Raw genomic sequence first — 18,190 nt, forward strand, 5'->3', positions numbered from 1 at the left:
CTAGACCATGGAAAAAATGCACGTATCTTCTGCCAGCCATGCGGCCCCAACAGCCACAGCCAAAAACCGTGCTGCCGATACCCAAGGCCAGGCGGGCGCAGCAGGCGATTTTCTAGGGCTGTTGTCGGCGCTGGGCGACACCACATTTCAAGGTGGCGCAACAGGCACAGACCTCCTGCCCACCACAGATTCCAATCTTTCTTTGGTAACAGCAACGCCCGCTACAGACAGCCCGTCCACTGCCATCATGTCCTTGTTAGCCTTGCAGGCCGGCTTTGCTGGAAGCAATGGTTCCCCTATGGCACCATCGGCCAACAACGCTGGTATGGTCGATACCCATACTGCTGTGGGGGGCGTGGATGCATCGCGTACTGCGTTGGTGTCAACAGCCACTACTGGTATTTTGCAAGTCCCAGACCAGATGTTGGCAACAGGTTCTCGTGGCATGACCCTTGCCAGTGGCGGGGGGGAGTTGGGGTTGGTAGCGCAAACAGCTGCTTTCGATGGCGCCGTTGAATCTCAGGCCACCCAAGGTATTGGGGGGGCTACAGGGGGTGGTAAGAAAATAGCAGGCCGGAGCTTGGTCGGCACAGCCTCCTCCTCCGAGCTATCGGCAGCCCGTACGGCCAGTAACCTGCGCTCAGAGCCGTTAGATCGTTCCATGTCCAACGCGGTGGCTGCCGCATCGGTGCAGACGGCCGCCATACTGACCGAGACGCAACGCCAGTTTCATGAGGGGATGTCCAGCGTCCAGACAATGTCTCGGGATGCCGGGCTGCCTGTGTCCGTGGCCCCTAGCGGTGCATCGTTGGAGGGGGTATTGGCACAGAGTGGTCAAAGTGCGGCGCGTGGCGGGGAAGGGCGCAGCGCGTTTGCTCAGAATCCCGGTACAGGCAGTCTGTCTGCATTGGCTGGGCCAGGGGTTGAGCCCACCACGTTGGGTGAAAACCCTGTGTTTGATTTGGCTGCTGCCTTGCCTGCGGAAGATGCAGTGGCTGAACAGGTCTCTTACTGGGTCAATCAGAACATCCAAAATGCCGAGTTGACGGTTGAGCATGCGGGGCATCCGGTGGAGGTCACGGTGGCCCTCAGTGGTAACGAAGCCCATGTTTCGTTCCGCAGTGATCAGGGGGAGACACGGGCGTTGCTCGATGCCAGTGTGGCGCAACTGCGTGAGCTATTGGAAGGTCAAGGGCTGGTACTGTCTGGCATGACCGTAGGCGATTCAGCCACCCAAGGCAGTGGCAACCAGAATAGCGAGCAGCGCAACGGAGCCAACCCAGAGACACGTCAAACCACAGTGCAGGCCAGCGTAGCCACAGAAGGCAATCGCCATGCTGGCGTGGTCACTGACAAGGCCGTCGATATTTTTGTCTGATGCACCAGCAGTGACAGCTCTCGTTAGCCCCCAGATGCTTGGAGAATGCCAAGGGTTTGCTGTTTTATTCTGGCTATTATCGGAGAATCGCTGTGCCCATAATGCACCCCATCTCCCGGAGCATGCCCGTGTCCTGAGCGTAGGGCATCTTCCGCTTGTTGCAAGGAAACTCCATCGTGTCATCTAACACCCCGGCTGACGAGTCTGCCACCCCGCCTGCTAAGGGCAAGAAAAAATTGCTCATCATTGGCGCTGTCGTGTTCGTGCTGCTCCTTGTCGCAGGAGGCGGTGCCTTCTGGGTCATGTCCCAGCGCCAGGCCGGTGGCGAGGAAGGTGAAGCTGCCCATACAGAATCCAAGGCTACCGTACCAACCTTCTTGCCCTTAGAAAACATGGTGGTCAATTTGGCCGACCCGGGGGGGGAGCGTTTTGTCCAGTTGGGCATTACCTTGGAGGTGGGTGACGAAAAAATGGCCGACCAGCTCAAAAAGCTCATGCCTAGCGTGCGCAGTAGCATCTTGATGCTGGTGTCGCAACGCACGGCAGAAGATTTGCTGCGCTTAGAAGGTAAAGAAAAATTGGCCGCCGACATTCAGCGCGAGGCGGGCAAGGCTTTGGGGTTCAAGCCACCTGCTGCGCGGGCGGTCGAGGAAGAAGAAGATTCGGCCCCACGCCGGCGCCAGAATCCGGTGCGTCGGGTGTTGTTCTCCAGCTTTATCATTCAATGACGCTGATGAGGGCGCTGCCATGAGCGAATCATTCTTATCCCAAGAAGAGGTTGATGCCCTTCTAGAGGGCGTGACTGGCGAGAGCCAGAAAAATGCTGAAGAAGTCCATGAAGATGGCGAGGTTCGCCGCTACGACATCTCCAGCCAAGAGCGGATTGTTCGTGGGCGCATGCCGACGATGGAAATTGTCAACGAGCGTTTTGCCCGTAATTTCCGTATCGGCTTGTTCAACTTTATCCGCCGCAGCCCCGAAATTTCGGTGGGCACGGTGGCGGTGCAGCGTTACAGCGCCTTTTTGCGCGAACTGGCGGTGCCTACCAACTTCAATATCGTTGCTATCCGACCCTTGCGTGGCAGTGGCTTGATTGTTTGCGAGCCCTCCTTGGTGTTTGGCATCATCGATACCCTGTTTGGGGGGGTAGGTAAATTCCAGACTCGGATTGAAGGGCGTGATTTTTCCCCCACCGAGCAGCGCATCATCAACCGTTTGGTGGATGTGATTTGTGCTGAGTACAAAAAGGCGTGGCACGGTATTTATCCGTTGGAGCTGGAGTACCAGCGTTCTGAAATGCAGCCGCAGTTTGCCAACATCGCCACCCCCAGCGAAATCGTTGTCTCCACTGCATTTCAGTTAGAAATTGGCGATCTGGCTGGGGCCATTCATATTTGTATGCCCTATGCCACGATGGAGCCTATCCGGGATGTGCTCTACTCCTCCACACAGGGTGACTCCATTGAGGTAGATCGCCGCTGGGTGCGGGTGCTAACGCGTGAGATACAGTCGGCAGAAGTGACACTGGTGGCCGAGTTGGCACGGGCTGATGCCACCGTAGAGCAGCTGCTGGCCATGAAACCGGGTGACTTCATTGAACTCGACCGTGAACCCCGCATTCGCGCCTCCATTGGGGGCGTGCCGGTGTTCAATTGTCAATATGGCACACACAACGCTAAATACGCAATTCGCATCGAAGAATGTCTGCGCACCACAGACTTGAGTTGGATGGGAGATAAGAATGGCAAATGAAGACGGAAACAAGCCCGCAGGTGATGACGCCTTTGCGGGTTGGGCTGAAGCACTGGAAGAGCAGAAAAAGGCGGACGACCACACCAGCATTGATGCTGAGCAGGGTGGGCCGCTAGCGGGCGAGTCATTGCGGGCCTTTGGTGGTGCCGCAGAAGCCCCTCCTATCAACGACATCAACATGGTGCTGGACATTCCAGTGCAGTTATCGGTCGAGTTGGGACGCACCAAAGTGCCTATCAAATACATCCTGCAATTGGCTCAGGGCTCTGTCGTAGAGCTGGATGCACTGGCAGGTGAGCCGATGGACGTGCTCGTGAATGGCTACCTGATTGCACAAGGTGAAGTGGTGGTGGTGAACGACAAATTCGGTATTCGTCTGACCGATGTAGTCACCCCCTCGGAGCGGCTGCGCCGCGTCAGCCGTGGCGGATAGTGGCAGCATGGCCCAGACCTTGGTGGTCGTGGTACTTTTTATAGGTGCCTTGGCTATGGCGCCTTGGTTGTTGCGCTATTGGCAGCAACGCCATGCAGCCGCACAGACCCAGGCCGGTGTGGCCGCCAAAGTGTTATCGGTCGTGGCGGTGGGGCCACAGCAGCGCGTTGTCACGGTAGAAATTGCCGCCGACCATGAAAAAACCCGATTGGTGTTGGGTGTGACAGCACAGCAAATCAGTTGCTTGCATGTATTGCCCACCACGGTCTGCACCCCAACGGCGCCAGTGCCGTTTGCCCAAGTAGTGGCGCAGGCTAGCCAGGCCATCAGCCCCAAGGATGTGGGCCATGCGTGAGGGCGAGCGCAAGACAATGGCGGGGGTGGCCGCCGTCGGTCTGTTGGCGCTGGCATTGCCCAGTCCAGTGCTGGCCCAGGCCGCAGGTAGCCTGCCGATTTTGGTAGGTTCTGGGGGTTCGGGCACCAGTTTTTCTGTCCCCATCCAGACATTGCTGTTCTTTACAGCGTTGTCTTTTTTGCCAAGCATCTTGCTGATGATGACCGGGTTCACACGGATCGTCATTGTGTTGTCTCTGATTCGCCAAGCGTTGGGCACCCAGTCGGCACCGCCCAACCAAGTCATCATTGGCTTATCGTTGTTCCTGACACTCTTTGTCATGGGGCCCACCTTGGACAAGGTCTACAAGGAGGCCTATGTGCCCTACACCACCAATGCCATCACCTTTGAGCAGGCCGTGGCTAAGGCAGAGGCACCCATGCGGACTTTCATGCTCAAACAGACGCGCCAGTCAGACTTTTCCTTGTTTGCTAAGCTGGCCAAACTAGACCCAGCCACCACGGCAGAGGCTGCACCTTTGCGGGTGTTGGTGCCCGCTTTTGTGACGAGTGAGCTCAAGTCGGCTTTCCAGATTGGGTTCATGATCTTCATACCGTTTCTGGTCATCGATATGGTGGTCTCTAGCATCTTGATGTCGCTGGGGATGATGATGTTGTCACCCGTGTTGGTGGCCTTGCCTTTCAAGCTGATGCTGTTTGTGCTGGCCGATGGTTGGAACCTGCTGGTAGGCTCACTGGCCGCTAGCTTTGTCACCTGACGAAAGACATCCATGACACCGCAAATGGTTCTCACCATTGGGCGCGAGGCGCTCACTCTGCTGCTGATGATTTCCATGCCCGTGTTGGGTGTGGTGTTGGCCGTAGGCCTGCTGGTGAGCATTTTTCAGGCCGTCACCCAAATCCACGAAGCCACACTGGCCTTTGTGCCCAAACTGGTGGCTGCCATGATTGTTTTCTCTATTGCTGGGCCGTGGATGCTCAGTACGTTGGTGGACTATATCCGCCGCACGATTGAGTCTATTCCTGGAATCATGGGCTAGATGGCTGCGTCGGGCCTGATCACCTTTTCTGAGGCACAGCTGGTGGGGTGGCTGTCGCCTATCCTTTGGCCTTTTCTGCGGGTGCTTGCTTTGTTCACAGCCGCACCGCTTTTTTCTATCCGTGCCATTCCTGCCCGGGCCAAGGTAGGATTGGCTTTTTTTATTGCAGTGTGCGCACAGCCCATGCTGGCAGATCAGCCTTTGGTCATGTTCAATGGCCCTGCTGCGCTGGGGGCTGTCATGCAGCAATTGGCTGTCGGCTTGGCCTTGGGGTTTGCGGTGCGCTTAGTCTTTGCCTCGGTGGAGTTGGCCGGTGAGATTGTGGGCTTGCAGATGGGCCTGAACTTTGCTTCCTTTTTTGACCCCACCAGCAATGCCCAGATTAGTGCGGTCGGGCGGTTTTTTGGGCAGATGGCCCTGCTGCTTTTTGTGGTCATCAACGGGCATTTGTTGTTGATCATGGCCGTGGTAGAGAGTTTTACCCACTTCCCAACCGACGGAAACTTTTTACAGGCTTTGGGCCGGATGAAGTTGCATGAACTGGGGGCTTCATTGTTCTCCAGTGCGATGTGGATTGCATTGCCACTGATGGCTTTGCTGCTGTTCGTCAACCTGACGATGGGCATCATTTCACGGGTCGCGCCACAAATGAACATCTATGCGGTGGGTTTTCCTGTCACCCTGACCGTTGGGCTGTTAGGTATCACGGCCACCTTGCCCATGCTGGAGCAACCCATCCTCACCTTGCTACAGCAGGCGATTGACTTGTTTGCCACCCGGCATTAGGCACGGGTACAGTTGACATCCTCCCCTGCCTAAAAGCAAGGGATTCCTACCGCGCCAGTCACAAGCATAGTGCTTGTGCTGGTCGCCTCGGTGGGTTCCTGCTTCACTGAGGCTGCACGCTTAGGTCTTGCAACTTTGGCGCGGCTGACATCCTCTCCACAGGCTAACAAGCGTAATCCACGCTCTAAAACATTCATGGCCCCCACCACATCCGCGTGGTTTTGGTAGCCACAGGCTACACACAGAAACTGCGCCTGTGTGCGCCGATTGTCCTTGGACACATGAGCGCAAGCCGGACAGGTGCAGCTGGTGTTTTGCGGCAATACCGCTACCAGCATCCCGCCCGACCATTGCAGTTTATATTCCAGTTGTCGCCGAAACTCGCTCCAACCTTGATCAAGGTTGGAGCAATTCAGGCCCGACTTGGCCTTGACATTTTTACCCGGCTGCTCCCGGCTGCCTTGTGCAGACTTGGATATATTGCCCACCTGCAAGTCTTCGATACAAACGAGCGCGTGGTTTTGGCTGATCGCTGTAGTGGCTTTGTGCAGGAAGTCTTTGCGGCAGTTTGCAATCCGCGTGTGAATTTTTTGGACTTTGGCTTTTTCCTTGTTCCAGTTGCTGCTAAATTTCACCTTGCGCGCCATGCGCCGCTGGTAGCGGGCCAGCCGGATTTGGTGGTGCTTGAAACTGTTCAGCGGCGCTAAAAAATCGCCGTCGCTGAAGGTGGCAAAGCGGGTAATGCCTACGTCGATGCCGATGGCGCTAGTGGCTTGTGGGATGAGTGCTTCTACTTTGCGCTCGGTCTGAATCGACACATACCATTTGCCCGCCCGGTAGCTGACGGTAGCGTTTTTGGGTGTGCCCAGCAGCGGGCGCGATAGGCGCAGGCGCATCCAGCCCAATTTGGGCAGAAAGACGCGCCCATTGGCTTCATCGAGCTTGAACTGCTTGGCATCGGGGTAGCGAAAGCTCTGTTTGCCGCTTTTTTTCTTGAACTGCGGGAAAGCTGCACGTTGGGCAAAAAAGTGTTGATAAGCCCTGTCTAAGTCTTTGAGCGCATGTTGCAAGGGATGCACTGGGGCTTCTTTCAACCACGGCGTCTCTGGCCCGTTGCGCCAGTCGGTCAGCTGCTTGGCCATTGCCACATAGCCGATGAACTTGCCTCCAGCCTCATGATTGGCTTTTTGCAACGCCAGCGCCTTGTTGAAAACGAAGCGGCAAGCCCCCGCAAAACGGTGCATTTCACGCTTTTGCTGACCATTGGGCCGCAATTCAAATTGAAAGGCTTGCAGACGTTGCATCGTCCAATGCTACTTGGCCTATGAGAAAAAACAACGATATTCGTCACGGAAGACATTGTGTTTTCCTCATGCACGTCCATTTGGTTTTTGTCACAAAATACCGACGCGACGTATTCAATGACCAAATTCTGAACGATCTACGCCCCATCTTGGCCAAGGTCTGCACCGATTTTGAAGCCGAACTGGTCGAGTTCGATGGGGAAGATGACCATGTGCATTTACTGGTGAACTATCCGCCCAAGGTTTCGGTCTCTGCCTTGGTCAACAGCCTCAAGGGCGTACCGAGCCGAATGATTCGGCAAAAAAAATTACCCCAGCATTCGACAAAAACTCTGGGGCCGATCGCTATGGTCGCCACCGTACTTTGCGGGCAGTTGTGGTGGAGTACCTATCGAGGTGATTCGTCAGTATATGGAACAACAGCAAATGCCGTATTGAGCGATCAAACCAGTTGGTTGCGGATGGCATACACCGTCAGTTCGGCGTTGTTGGACAGCCCCAGTTTTTCCAGCACCCGTGAACGATAGACACTGACAGTTTTCGGACTCAAGGTCAGTTCTTCGGCAATTTCCGACAGCCGCCTGCCTGTGGCAATTTTCAATAGGGTTTGTAATTCGCGCTCCGATAAAGCCGTGTGCGGCGCCTCTGGTGTGCGTTCGGACACGCTCTCCGCCAGCATTTGCGCTACCTCGGGGGTCAGGTATTTGCGACCTTGGAAAATGGTGCGCACAGCGTCAATCAAGGCCATCGGATCAGCCGCCTTGTTGGCATACCCCTGTGCGCCCGCCCGTAGACAACGCACAGCATACTGGTCTTCCGGATACATTGACACCACCAGCACCTTGATAGCTGAATCTGTTTCCTTCAGGCTGCTCAGTACCTCAAGACCGCTGCGCCCCGGCATATTCAGATCCAACAACAGCACATCGCACAGAGCGTTGCGCAGCACCTCCCGCAGTTCGGGATAGCTGCCAGCCTCGCCAGTGATCTGTATGTCAGGAGCCTCAGCCAAGGTATCACGGATGCCACGGCGCACTACGGCATGGTCATCACAAAGCACCACATGGATCATGTTCGCTCGTCTCCTGTGAAGGGGTGTGTAGAGACCAGGGGCACAGAAAGAATCAGTGAGGTACCCTGTCCTGGTCGACTGCTGATATCTAGCCAGCCATCTACCATTCTGGCCCGCTCTTGCAATCCCTTGATGCCAAAGGCTTTGGGTTTTTCGAGCGCACGCATGTCCAACCCCTGGCCGTTGTCAGCAACTTCCAGCGTTAGCATGCCCTCAGAGTCTGACAGATCAATGCGTACCTGTGTGGGAGCGGCATATTTTGAGATATTGGTCAGCGCCTCTTGAGCGGTACGGTAGGCCACCAGTTGCACGGCGTCACTCAGTGGCATACTGGGGGCGCTGGCTACCATTTTGACTGGCACATTCGTGCGACGTTCAAAATCTTCGGCCAACCACTGCACTGCCGCCACCAGACCTTGGTCCAGAATGGGTGGGCGCAGATTCATCATAATGCGCTGGCTTGCCCCAATCGCATGTTGCAGCATGTTGGTTGCTGCTTGGGCATGGTCGCGCACCCCTTCTTGTGTGCTGTGGCGTCCAATCCAGGCCAAATCAAAGCGAATCGCCGTCAGCGCACCGCCAATGTCATCGTGAATTTCTCGGGCAATGGCCGCCCGTTCTTGCTCAATCGAGCTTTGCAAATGCTCGGTCAATTCGGCCAACCGCTTTTGGGAGGCGGCCAACTCTTGCACAGCTTGCTCGCGCAAGCGGCGGGATTCGTGTACCTCGCAGGCGCGTTGCATCACATGGGGCAGCCGGGCCATATCATCTTTGAGCACATAGTCGGCAATACCTAGGCGGATCGCATCTACGGCAGCCTTCTCACCAATGGCACCAGACAGCAAAATAAAAGGTGGGTGATTGGGATTTTGGACAATCAATTGCCAAGCATCCATCGCAGTAAAGCCAGGCAGTTGGTAGTCGGCCAAGATCACATCAATCGGATGATGGGCCATCAGTGTCTGAAAGGCCTCTAAAGAGTCCGCATGATGGATGTCAAACACCAGTGGTGCCCGGCGCAAGGTCATGACCGTCAGACGGTGATCCGCCAAGGAGTCTTCCAGATGCAAAATGGAAAGGCGCTGCTCTGGGTCGTGGCGAGCCATGGGTGACGCTATCATAGGACAGAAGTTCAAACAGCTGAAAGTGTGCTGGAATGGTGATAAACAGGCAGTACGGGTGGGGGAGACATACTCTGAGCCTGTGCAAGTGCGATACCACGATAGGATAGTGCAGCACGTGTGCTATGCAAACGAGACGCAGCCTTGGAGAAACAATGCAACCAACCCTAACAAAAACTGGAGTCCCTGGCGTGCAGGTGCCTGTGATGGTGGCTGCCGATTTACAGGATTCCCTGATGGTGGTGATGCACGATCTGCATCGGTTGGAGGGGCTTTTGGGTCATGCCGCAGACAAGCTCCTAGAAAATTTCAGTCAAGCCAATGATGCACTCAATGATCCAGCATTGGGTGAATCCGAAGAGGTACTCCGTGTTCGTACGGCCTTGCGCCGGGCGGTGACTGAGCTACAGTTCCAAGATATGGCATCTCAGTTGATCGGGCACACCACCAAGGTGCTACAAGCCTGTGCATTCCGGTTGGCCGCCGAAACTATGGGAGATGATGAGGGTGAAGAAGCCGCTTCGTTTGTGGGCATTGAGCCTGAACGCCCCAACCCTGTCACGCAAAGCGAGATGGATGCAGGCTCCATTGAGCTGTTTTGAACGGCACAATCCGAGTTATATACAAATTCTTGCAAATTCTGTTGGAGCCTTACATGCAATCGATTCTTGCCGTTGATGACTCGCCATCCATGCGAAAAATGGTGGCCTTCACCCTGACCGGGGCTGGCTACCATGTTGTCGAGGCGGTAGACGGTCAGGATGCCTACGAAAAAGCGCAAGATCAAGACATTGCGCTGGTCTTGGCTGATCAGAACATGCCCCGGCTTGATGGTCTGGGGCTGACACGCAAGCTGCGTGAGCACCCCAAGTTCAAGACAACCCCCATTCTGATTCTTACCACCGAATCGAGCGACCAGATGAAGCAGGCAGGACGCAGTGCCGGAGCCACGGGTTGGCTGGTCAAGCCCTTCGATCCCAACCGGCTCATTGAAGTGATCCGGAAAGTCATTCGTTAATTGTGATGCACAGCTACCGCACGTACACAGGAGCCCCGCATGGGTGAAAGCTATCAAGAAGGCACAGGGTCAGGGGCAGATTTTGACCTTACCCAGTTCTACCAGATCTTTTTCGAGGAGGCTGGTGAGAACCTCGATCAGATGGAACGCATCCTGCTGGCGCTCGATGTAGCGGCGGTTAGCGATGAGGATCTCAATGGCATCTTCCGTTGTGCCCATTCCATCAAAGGAGGCGCTGCCACCTTCGGCTTTGCTGATGTGGCTGAGTTAACCCATCAAATGGAGTCGCTCCTCGATCGTTTGCGTCGGCATGAGTTGCAGCTCATCCCCGAGATGATCGATGTCTTGTTAGAGTCCGCAGACGCATCGCGCAGTCTGTTGGCCCGTCACCAAGCCGGTGGACAAGGGGAGGCCTTGTCCACTACCGATTTGGTGGCACGTATTCGCCAGTTGGTCTCTGGCGTGGTGCCTGCACCAGTGCAGGCGCCACCGCCTCCACCACCTCCTGCACCAGCCCCCGCACCTGTTGCCGCAGCGCCAGTGGTTTTGGAGCCGTTGCCGCCTGGTGTGCGCCGCTTAGAAATTCGCATTGGCCCCTTGCCGTTGGTAGAGCAGGCGGACGCGGTCAAGGAGCTGTTCCGTGATATTCCCGGCTTGGGCACCATCAGTGACCTTGCCTGTGCAGACGCTGGTACCCGACTGTTTGCCGTCGAGACATCCTCTACCAATGAAGACCTGCTGGATCTGTTTGCTTTCCACGTCTCCAAGGAGCAAGTGCAGATACGGTCTATGGATCTGGCCGCTGTAGCCCAGCCACCAGTGGCTGCTGCTCCCCAGGCTGGGGCCGAGCATCCTTACGGCTTGTTTGGTGATGTGGCCGCGGCGCCATCTGAGTCCGTGGCGCCTCCAGCACCAGCACCAGCACCTGTCCCGGCATTGGCACCTGCTGCTGCTCCAGCCCCGGTCAGCAGTGGCGCACCCAAGATCAGTAGCCAAGCAGCACAGATGGAGTCCACCACCATCCGGGTGGCAGTCAACAAGGTCGATCAATTGATCAACTTGGTGGGCGAGTTGGTCATTACCCAAGCCATGTTGGCCCAGAACAGTCGTGGGCTGGATGCTGCCGTCTACCAGCAACTGCTGGCTGGTTTGGCCGATCTCGATCGCAACACCCGCGACCTGCAAGAATCGGTCATGTCGATCCGCATGATCCCGATGTCGGTGGTGTTCAGTCGTTTCCCGCGCATGTTGCGTGATCTGGCGAACAAGTTGGGCAAAAAGGTGGATTTTGTCACCCACGGCGAGGCCACCGAGTTGGACAAAGGGTTGGTAGAAAAAATCACCGACCCACTCACCCACTTGGTTCGTAATAGCTGTGATCATGGCATTGAAATGCCTGCCGAGCGCCTGGCCAAGGGTAAGCCTGAAAATGGCACCATCATCCTGTCTGCATCGCACCAAGGTGGCTCTATCGTCATTGAGGTGCGTGATGATGGCAAGGGACTGTCTCGGGAAAAGATCCTGAATAAGGCGCGTGAGCGGGGTCTGGACGTTTCTGATCAAATGCCAGATGCCGAAGTTTGGATGCTCATCTTTGCTCCTGGCTTTTCCACAGCAGAAGTCATCACTGACATTTCGGGCCGTGGTGTGGGGTTGGACGTTGTCAAACGTAATATCGCAGCCCTCAATGGCACTGTAGAGATCGAATCCTTCGAAGGCCAGGGCATGAAAGTAGCGGTGCGTTTGCCGCTAACGCTGGCCATCATGGACGGCATGTCTGTGGGTGTTGGCGATGAGGTCTACATCCTGCCTTTGTCCTCGGTAGTCGAATCCTTTCAGGTCAATCCCGATGATGTCAGCACCGTGGCGCAGGGCGCGCAGCTGGTCAAGGTTCGAGACGAATACATGCCTGTCATTGCCTTGGAGCGCATTTTCCAAGTGCCCCGGGTCAATCAAGAAAAATCCAGCACCATCATGGTGGTGGTAGAGGCCGATGGCTCGCGCGTGGCGCTGTTGGTAGACGAGTTGCTGGGGCAGCACCAAGTGGTGGTGAAAAATCTCGAAAGCAACTATCGCAAGGTGCCAAATGTCTCCGGAGCCACTATTTTGGGTGATGGTAAGGTGGCGCTTATTTTGGATATTGGCGGCTTGGTTCGTCGGGCACGTTATTGATCGTTAAGCCTGCACATAGAAAATTCAATGTGCAGGCTTGGCATGTGATAAAAGGAAATTCACCATGAGCGTAGTGGGAAAAACGGCTGACAATGTATCTTCAGGAGCACGGGAATATCTTACATTTCGCCTTGATCAAGAAGAGTATGGTATTGATATTCTGAAGGTTCAGGAAATACGTGGATATGAAGCTCCCACACGTATTGCTAACGCACCAGAGTTTATTAAAGGCGTTGTAAATTTGAGAGGCACTATTGTGCCGATCGTAGATATGCGACTCAAGTTTAATTGCTCGCATGTAGAATACAATAGTTTCACGGTTGTCATTATTCTCAATCTGCGTCAGCGGGTGGTTGGTATCGTAGTCGATTCTGTTAGTGATGTGATGGAATTGGCGCCAGAGAGTATTCGTGCTGCACCAGATATTGATAGTGTCATTGATAATGGATGTATCCTTGGCCTTGGCTCTGTCGGAGATCGAATGCTGATTCTGTTGGATATTGAAAAACTGATGTCCAGTGTAGATATGGGCTTGGTTTCTATGGGTGATTGATGTAGATTCAATCTTCAGCCAGCAAGTTAATAATTAATTTGCTGGCGTAAAGGGTGTGGCTATCGATAAATAGACAGTAATTTGCAGAACTCATCTCCTATGCGCCACACCAAACTATCGAATCCTCCTCGGTCTGTAGAAACTTCCTTTCCATCGGGGTTAGATACATCGGGCCCCTTAGAGCAAGGGCGTGAGTTTGCGTGGTCTGATGCCGACTTTTCTCGTGTTCAAGCACTCATTTATCAGCGTGCAGGCATCAGCCTCCATGACGGTAAACATGCGATGGTGTATAGCCGACTCTCTCGGCGGCTACGTGAAACTGGGCATACCAGCTTTCGGGAGTATCTTGACTGGTTAGAAAAACACGATGGGCTGGAGTGGCAAGAATTTATCAATGCACTCACTACCAATCTAACGGCATTCTTTCGTGAGCAACACCACTTTGAAATATTGGCAGAGCATTTGCGTTCCAAGCCCGCCGGAAATTCATGGCGTGTTTGGTGCAATGCAGCTTCTACAGGAGAGGAGCCCTATTCAATCGTCATGACAGCCTTGGAAGCGTTGGGGGCACATGCCCACTTTAAGCTCACTGCCAGTGATATTGATTCACGGGTATTGGCTACTGCAGCACAGGGCGTTTATAGAATGGAGGCCATGAAGGGGCTGAGTCAAGAGCGGTTGCAGAAGTTCTTTCTGCGTGGTAAAGGATCTAACATTGGTTTACTACGTGTCAAACCAGATCTGCGCAGCTTGATTGAGTTCATGATTGTCAATTTGATTCGAGATGATTGGCCGTTTCGTGAGCCGTTCGATGCGGTTTTTTGCCGTAACGTGATGATTTATTTTGATGCTAAAACACAGCGTAGTGTGCTTGAACGTATCCATCGGGTACTCAAGCCCGGAGGGCTGTTGTTTGTGGGGCATGCAGAAAATTTTAGTGAATCGCGTGATCTTTTTACCTTGCGAGGTAAAACGGTGTATGAGCGGCGTTGATGTTGAGCATCCCTCTTTTCGCTCAGTGGTGGTGCCTTCATGTTTAATTTTCGTTCTGCATCGGTTGCTCCTGCCATACCTCTCAAGGCCAGTGGGCATGGATCTTCCATTTCTGCCCCTGCACAAAATACAGCACCGTCCAGTTCTAACGAGGCATCTAAAGATGTTTCGCTAGAGATATTAAAATCACAACCCCGGCGACCAGGGCAAGCAAGCTTCTTTTTCTTTGACCATCATTTTCAACATAATGCAGTTAAAGTCCTCCCCGGCGAATATTTTGTATCTGACAAAAAAATAATTATCATGACTGTCTTAGGGTCATGTATTGCTGCTTGTTTGTGGGATAGCCGAATGCAGGTGGGCGGAATGAACCATTTCATGCTCCCAGAGGGCGATGCGTTGGATGTTTCAGGGCGTTATGGTTCTTATGCAATGGAGCTATTGATCAACGAGATGCAGAAAATGGGCGCCCGACGTGAAACTATGCAAGCCAAGATTTTTGGGGGTGCCCAGGTTATGCATAATTTCACGACCATGAATGTCGGAGAGCGAAACACCCAGTTTGTTGTCAATTATTTGCGTACAGAGAGAATACCAATTGTCTCTGAAGATGTGATGGATATCTATCCGCGCAAGGTAGTATTCTTTCCCACTACAGGAAAGGCGATGGTCAAGCGGCTTGCCCATGCACATCCTGATGTACTTGCACAGGAAAAGCGTGGCAATGCCGCTGCGGTAGTACAAACTACCGCAGGTGGTTCGGTGGATTTGTTTTAATGAGAAAAAGGCTGGTCGATGAGCAGGAAAATCCGAGTAATTGTGGTGGATGATTCAGCGTTGGTACGCAGCTTGCTCGCAGAAATCATCAATCGCCAGCATGATATGGAGTGCATCGGTACTGCCCATGATCCTTTGATCGCCCGAGAAATGATCCGCGAGATGAATCCAGACGTCATCACATTGGATGTCGAAATGCCTCGTATGGACGGGATTGATTTTCTGGGGCGCCTCATGCGTTTGCGGCCCATGCCTGTGGTGATGGTGTCCACCCTGACAGAGCGTGGTGCAGAAGTCACTTTGAAGGCACTTGAGTTGGGCGCAGTCGACTTTGTAGCCAAACCACGGGTGGGGCTGGCCACTGGGCTGCAAGAGTTGGCAGGTCAGATTGTAGAAAAAATCCGGGTAGCAGCAGTGGCCCATGTTCATCGTATTCAGCGTCCTCCAGTAGTGGCAGCCAAGACAGAAGGGCCGACAGCGGCAGCCTTTGCTCCTACCAGTAGTCTTTTAGGGCGTGTTTCTACCGAAAAGTTGATATTTATCGGTGCCTCTACGGGCGGGACAGAAGCCATCAAGGAAATCTTGGTGCAATTGCCTGCGGACTGTCCTGCAATTGTGATCACTCAGCACATGCCACCAGGGTTCACCACCAGTTTTGCGGCACGTCTCAATGGCTTGTGCCAAATCACTGTCAAAGAGGCCGTGCACGGTGAGCGCATACTGCCTGGGCATGCTTACATTGCACCGGGTGGTAAACAGTTCTCTATCAGTCGCAGTGGTGCAAATTATGTAGCTGTGGTGGATGATGGCCCCCCAGTCAATCGCCACAAACCCTCTGTGGAGGTATTGTTCAAGTCGGCTGCTGCTGTGGTGGGGCGCAATGCTTTTGGCATCATGCTCACAGGCATGGGGGCAGATGGGGCCAGTGCAATGCGTGAGATGCGTGATGCAGGCAGCTACAACTATGTTCAGGACGAAGCCAGTTGCATTGTGTTTGGTATGCCTCGAGAAGCTATTGCCCGGGGCGCTGCCGATGAGGTATTGCCATTAAACCAGATCGCATCGGCACTGATTACACGTCTGCATGGCACGTCAGACAAAGCACATCACCGTATTTGAAGTGGTCGGTGCTGTCCGTACCACCACTTCACTGTGCTGGCTTTGCGGATCAGGCAGAGAGTTCTGTCCAGCGTTCTAAAGCTGCCATCAGTGCCTCTTCGATTTCACTCTCACGGGTGTGCAATGCCATCGCATGGGCCGGGTCTTTGCTATACAGAGCCCCATCCGCCAACTCTGCTTGGATAGATTTTTGTTCGGCTTCCAGAGCCTCGATTTGTCCGGGCAATTGCTCTAGGTCACGTTGATCTTTGTAGCTCAATTTGCGTTTGGTAGGTTGCTCACGCTTATTTTCGGCAAGTTCTTTCTGCTGGTTCCGTTCCTTCTCGGGCGGTACAGGAGTACTGTTTGGGGCTGTAGTCGCAGTGATTTCCCGGCTCCGGCGCGACTGAATCAACCAATCTTCTACGCTACCTTCGTACTCGCGCCACAGACCATCACCCTCAAAAGCAATGGTGCTGGTCACCACATTGTCCAAGAATGTTCGGTCATGGCTCACTAGGAACACTGTGCCTTCATAGCTTTGCAGTAGATCCTCTAATAAATCGAGCGTCTCGATGTCCAAATCGTTGGTAGGCTCGTCGAGCACTAGCACATTGGCTGGACGTGCAAACAGCCGAGCCAGCAGCAACCGGTTGCGCTCCCCCCCAGAAAGCGAACGTACTGGAGAGTGGGCACGGGCAGGCGAAAAGAGAAAGTCTCCTAAATAGCTCTTGACGTGTTTGCGTTGTGTGCCAATCTCAATCCATTCACTGCCAGGGCTGATGAAGTCTTCCAGTGTTGCATCCAGATCAATCTTATGGCGCATCTGGTCAAAATACGCCACTTGTAGGTTGGCACCTTGTCGTATCCGTCCGCTGTCCGCGGCCAACTCGCCCAGAATCAGTTTGAGCAGGGTTGTCTTGCCGGCGCCATTGGGGCCAATCAGCCCGACCTTGTCACCACGCAAAATCGTACCGCTGAAATGGCGAACAACCATTTTTTCACCAAACGATTTAGAAACATCGTCCAGTTCAGCCACGATCTTGCCACTGGGGGTACCAGACGCTAGGTCCATTTTCACACTACCCAAGGTTTCTCGGCGTGCCGCCCGGCGGGTACGCAAAGCCTCTAGGCGGGCAACACGGCTCTGGCTACGGGTGCGCCGGGCCTCCACGCCCTTGCGTATCCAAATCTCCTCCTGTGCTAGCAACTTGTCTGCCTTGGCCGAGATCGTTTCCTCTTGTGCCAATTGTTCCTGCTTTTGCAGTTGGTACTGGGCAAAATTGCCGGGGTAAGAGCGTAATGCTCCCCGATCTAATTCAACAATGCGAGTAGCGATATTGTCCAAGAAGCTCCGGTCATGGGTGATCGTGACAACGCTACCCGGAAAGTCCAGCAGCAAGCTCTCCAGCCATTCAATAGAGTCCAAATCTAGGTGGTTGGTGGGCTCATCCAGCAGCAGTACATCAGGGCGTGTTACGAGCGCCTGTGCCAAGGCAACCCGTTTTTTAGTACCACCAGAAAGATTGCCAACCCGCTCTGCCGGATCCAGATGCAACCGTTGCAGTGTCTCTTCTACACGTTGTTCCCAATTCCAAGCATCAAAAGCTTCAATCTGTGTTTGCAGTGCATCCAGATCGACACCTTCTTTGCCTTCTAGGTACTGCTCACGCAAAGCGATGACTGCTGCCAAACCTTCCGACGTTGCCTGAAAAACGGATGTGTCTGCATCTAGTACAGGCTCTTGGGCCACATAAGCAATTCGAACTCCTTGCTGCACATGTTTGTTGCCGTCATCAGGGAGTGCCAAGCCCCCCAAAATTTTGAGCAACGAGGACTTGCCAGCACCGTTGCGGCCAATCAGGCCGACCCGTTCCCCCGCCTCCAGCGAGAAGTTGGTGTGATCCAGTAGAGCCACATGCCCGAAGGCCAGCTGCGCGTTGAGTAATGTAATCAGTGCCATGATGTAGCCCATTATCAGTGCCGTGCCAGTACGATCACGATCACCTTTCCAGACGATCATCACAAAAACCGATCAATCTGGTTCCACAGACCTGATAGTGCCAAAATTTGGTGCTACAATGCGCCCCTTGCTGCCGATAAGGACCAGTTGTTCACACAACCAACCCATCAGCAACAACTTGAACTCCCCACGGTTTAAGCAGTAGTCGCAAAGATTTCTCAAGTTTTCTTGCCATTGCTGCTAAATTCGATGTAGAATTCGAGGCTTCGCTACTAAGCAATGTTTGATACCAAGCGTGCTAAGTAAGCGGCAAGGATTTCAAGGTGGCGGGAATTAAAAACCCCATGCTTTGACAGGAGATAAAAACTTCTGATAT

19 protein-coding genes and 1 pseudogene are annotated in these 18,190 nt (G+C 54.0%); 16 read left to right on the top strand and 4 right to left on the bottom strand.

The window, feature by feature from the left end; genetic code table 11:
* Positions 1–7: 7 nt before the first annotated feature.
* From ACYVB2_RS11460 to fliR, 8 genes are all read left to right on the top strand, one after another.
* Positions 8–1,378 (top strand): flagellar hook-length control protein FliK, encoded by a 1,371-nt coding sequence (locus ACYVB2_RS11460; protein ID WP_460536623.1) that lies wholly within the window; start codon positions 8–10, stop codon positions 1,376–1,378.
* 176 nt (positions 1,379–1,554) lie between these two features.
* Positions 1,555–2,106, top strand: coding sequence for a flagellar basal body-associated FliL family protein (locus ACYVB2_RS11465; protein ID WP_382433041.1), 552 nt, complete (start codon positions 1,555–1,557; stop codon positions 2,104–2,106).
* A 19-nt stretch (positions 2,107–2,125) separates the two neighbouring features.
* The gene (fliM, locus tag ACYVB2_RS11470; protein ID WP_382433043.1) at positions 2,126–3,130 is read left to right on the top strand and encodes a flagellar motor switch protein FliM; all 1,005 of its coding nucleotides are present in this window, start codon (positions 2,126–2,128) and stop codon (positions 3,128–3,130) included.
* Positions 3,120–3,563 carry a flagellar motor switch protein FliN gene (gene fliN / locus ACYVB2_RS11475; RefSeq protein WP_382433045.1) on the top strand — a complete coding sequence of 148 codons (444 nt, stop codon included), beginning with the start codon at positions 3,120–3,122 and terminating at the stop codon, positions 3,561–3,563. The genes fliM and fliN overlap by 11 nt, the downstream gene beginning before the upstream one ends.
* A 7-nt stretch (positions 3,564–3,570) precedes the next feature.
* A complete protein-coding gene (locus ACYVB2_RS11480) occupies positions 3,571–3,918 on the top strand; it encodes a FliO/MopB family protein (protein WP_382433047.1) in 348 nt (115 codons plus the stop codon).
* Positions 3,911–4,675: a flagellar type III secretion system pore protein FliP gene (gene fliP / locus ACYVB2_RS11485; protein WP_382433049.1), complete on the top strand. Its 765-nt coding sequence runs from the start codon at positions 3,911–3,913 to the stop codon at positions 4,673–4,675. The genes ACYVB2_RS11480 and fliP overlap by 8 nt, the downstream gene beginning before the upstream one ends.
* Positions 4,676–4,687: 12 nt before the next feature.
* Positions 4,688–4,957 (top strand): flagellar biosynthesis protein FliQ, encoded by a 270-nt coding sequence (gene fliQ, locus ACYVB2_RS11490; RefSeq protein WP_382433051.1) that lies wholly within the window; start codon positions 4,688–4,690, stop codon positions 4,955–4,957.
* A gap of 15 nt (positions 4,958–4,972) precedes the next feature.
* Positions 4,973–5,743 carry a flagellar biosynthetic protein FliR gene (fliR, locus tag ACYVB2_RS11495; RefSeq protein ID WP_382433079.1) on the top strand — a complete coding sequence of 257 codons (771 nt, stop codon included), beginning with the start codon at positions 4,973–4,975 and terminating at the stop codon, positions 5,741–5,743.
* 29 nt (positions 5,744–5,772) lie between these two features.
* Here fliR and ACYVB2_RS11500 read toward each other — a convergent pair whose 3' ends face one another.
* Positions 5,773–7,047, bottom strand: coding sequence for an RNA-guided endonuclease InsQ/TnpB family protein (locus tag ACYVB2_RS11500; RefSeq protein WP_382433053.1), 1,275 nt, complete (start codon positions 7,045–7,047; stop codon positions 5,773–5,775).
* A gap of 20 nt (positions 7,048–7,067) precedes the next feature.
* Here ACYVB2_RS11500 and tnpA point away from each other — a divergent pair.
* Positions 7,068–7,485: pseudogene (tnpA, locus tag ACYVB2_RS11505) on the top strand (IS200/IS605 family transposase).
* A 4-nt stretch (positions 7,486–7,489) separates the two neighbouring features.
* Here the strand turns inward: tnpA and ACYVB2_RS11510 are convergent.
* Together ACYVB2_RS11510 and ACYVB2_RS11515 are read right to left on the bottom strand one after the other, a co-directional pair.
* Positions 7,490–8,119 (bottom strand): response regulator, encoded by a 630-nt coding sequence (locus ACYVB2_RS11510; protein ID WP_382433055.1) that lies wholly within the window; start codon positions 8,117–8,119, stop codon positions 7,490–7,492.
* Positions 8,116–9,240, bottom strand: coding sequence for a hybrid sensor histidine kinase/response regulator (locus ACYVB2_RS11515; RefSeq protein WP_382433057.1), 1,125 nt, complete (start codon positions 9,238–9,240; stop codon positions 8,116–8,118). The genes ACYVB2_RS11510 and ACYVB2_RS11515 overlap by 4 nt, the downstream gene beginning before the upstream one ends.
* Before the next feature lie 155 nt (positions 9,241–9,395).
* Between ACYVB2_RS11515 and ACYVB2_RS11520 the strand changes: the two genes are divergently transcribed.
* The 7 genes from ACYVB2_RS11520 (at position 9,396) to ACYVB2_RS11550 (ending at position 15,872) form a co-directional block, all read left to right on the top strand.
* Positions 9,396–9,842 carry a hypothetical protein gene (locus ACYVB2_RS11520; protein WP_382433059.1) on the top strand — a complete coding sequence of 149 codons (447 nt, stop codon included), beginning with the start codon at positions 9,396–9,398 and terminating at the stop codon, positions 9,840–9,842.
* Positions 9,843–9,895: 53 nt separating this feature from the next.
* On the top strand, positions 9,896–10,258 hold the full coding sequence (locus ACYVB2_RS11525; protein ID WP_382433061.1) for a response regulator: 363 nt from the start codon (positions 9,896–9,898) through the stop codon (positions 10,256–10,258).
* A gap of 39 nt (positions 10,259–10,297) precedes the next feature.
* On the top strand, positions 10,298–12,430 hold the full coding sequence (locus ACYVB2_RS11530) for a chemotaxis protein CheW (protein ID WP_382433063.1): 2,133 nt from the start codon (positions 10,298–10,300) through the stop codon (positions 12,428–12,430).
* A 64-nt stretch (positions 12,431–12,494) separates the two neighbouring features.
* Entirely contained in the window at positions 12,495–12,983 is a 489-nt protein-coding gene (locus ACYVB2_RS11535) for a chemotaxis protein CheW (RefSeq protein ID WP_382433065.1), read from the top strand.
* Between the two features lie 99 nt (positions 12,984–13,082).
* On the top strand, positions 13,083–13,976 hold the full coding sequence (locus tag ACYVB2_RS11540) for a CheR family methyltransferase (protein WP_382433067.1): 894 nt from the start codon (positions 13,083–13,085) through the stop codon (positions 13,974–13,976).
* Between the two features lie 39 nt (positions 13,977–14,015).
* Positions 14,016–14,753, top strand: a complete 738-nt coding sequence (gene cheD, locus ACYVB2_RS11545; RefSeq protein ID WP_382433069.1) for a chemoreceptor glutamine deamidase CheD — start codon at positions 14,016–14,018, stop codon at positions 14,751–14,753.
* Between the two features lie 18 nt (positions 14,754–14,771).
* Positions 14,772–15,872, top strand: a complete 1,101-nt coding sequence (locus ACYVB2_RS11550) for a protein-glutamate methylesterase/protein-glutamine glutaminase (RefSeq protein WP_382433071.1) — start codon at positions 14,772–14,774, stop codon at positions 15,870–15,872.
* Between the two features lie 49 nt (positions 15,873–15,921).
* Here the strand turns inward: ACYVB2_RS11550 and ACYVB2_RS11555 are convergent, their stop codons facing one another.
* Complete coding sequence (locus ACYVB2_RS11555; protein WP_382433081.1) at positions 15,922–17,814, bottom strand: ATP-binding cassette domain-containing protein; 1,893 nt, start codon at positions 17,812–17,814, stop codon at positions 15,922–15,924.
* Positions 17,815–18,190 lie beyond the last annotated feature (376 nt).

It is taken from the genome of Giesbergeria giesbergeri, assembly GCF_054779375.1.